The sequence below is a fragment of the Arsukibacterium indicum genome (genome assembly GCF_019100565.1).
Lineage (GTDB): Bacteria > Pseudomonadota > Gammaproteobacteria > Enterobacterales > Alteromonadaceae > Alishewanella > Alishewanella indicum.
Map to the genome: position 1 here is coordinate 1 of NZ_JAHRID010000019.1, position 1,259 is coordinate 1,259.

The 1,259-nt window shown below is 48.3% G+C and carries 1 protein-coding gene; it reads left to right on the plus strand.

Annotation, left to right across the window (positions count from 1 at the left end):
* The first annotated feature begins 73 nt into the window (after positions 1-73).
* Positions 74-1,251 (plus strand): IS3 family transposase gene (locus KQY15_RS18935; protein WP_217671463.1). Its coding sequence is split into 2 segments (ribosomal slippage): positions 74-341 and positions 341-1,251, totalling 1,179 coding nucleotides; the frame shifts between segments, so codons are not numbered across the junction.
* The last annotated feature ends 8 nt before the right edge of the window (positions 1,252-1,259 follow it).

Sequence of the window (1,259 nt, forward strand, 5' to 3'; positions counted from 1 at the left end):
TGTAGTGGCACACTAAATTTGGCCACCTGATTAGAGGTGTTATCATACACCTCATAGATGATTAGGTGACACTATGAATAAGAAAACCAGACCTACTTTTAGCGCTGAATTTCGTCTCGAAGCGGCCCAGTTAGTTGTTGACCAGGGATATACCGTTGCCAAGGCGGCCGATGTAATGAATGTTGGTAAGTCGACCATGGATAAGTGGGTGCGACAGTTACGGGATGAGCGCGCAGGCAACAGTCCTAAAGCCTCACCGATGACGCCAGACCAGATTAAAATCCGTGAGTTAGAGAAGAAAATCAAACGTATAGAGCTGGAGAAAGAAATTCTAAAAAAGGCTACCGCTCTCTTGATGTCGGACTCGCTGAACACTTCTCGATAATCGGGAGCCTCAAGCGGAGCTATGCCGTGACCTTGCTCTGTGAGGTCTTTAACGTTCATCGCAGCAGTTATAAAGCGTGGTCGTCGCGTCGTGGCCAGATTAATCCACAGCGTGTGATTGAACAAAGCAAAGTACGCGAGTTGTTCAACGCCAGTAACAGCTCAGCAGGCGCTCGCAGCATTGCTGATATGGCAACGGCACAAGGCATTAAGCTATCACGTTATCGTGCTGGAAAGCTGATGCAGCAGCTGGATTTAGTCAGCTGCCAACTGCCAAGCCATGCTTATAAAAAGGCCGTAAAAGAGCATGTGGACATCCCAAATCATCTGGCGCGGCAATTCGCTGTCACTGCGCCAAATCAGGTTTGGTGTGGCGATGTAACGTATATCTGGAGTGGTAACCGATGGGCCTATCTGGCTGTTGTGATTGATTTATTTGCGCGTAAACCGATTGGCTGGGCGATGTCATACTCACCCGACAGTGAGCTGACAGGCAAAGCCCTTAGCATGGCCTGGGAGGTACGAGGCAAACCAAAAGATGTCATGTTCCATAGTGATCAGGGCAGTCATTACACCAGCCGGAAATACAGACAGTTGCTGTGGCGATATCAAATTAAACAAAGTATGAGTCGGCGTGGTAACTGTTGGGACAATAGCCCGATGGAACGCTTCTTCCGGAGCCTTAAAACGGAATGGGTACCGGTAACAGGTTATGGCTCGCTAATTGAGGCAACAGCTTCGGTGGTGAGCTATATCACTGGCTATTACAGCCAACTGAGGCCGCATCAGTATAACGGCGGTTTAACACCAAATGAGTCAGAGAAAAGATACTGGCTTTACTATAAAACCGTGGCCAATTTTACTTGACCACTACA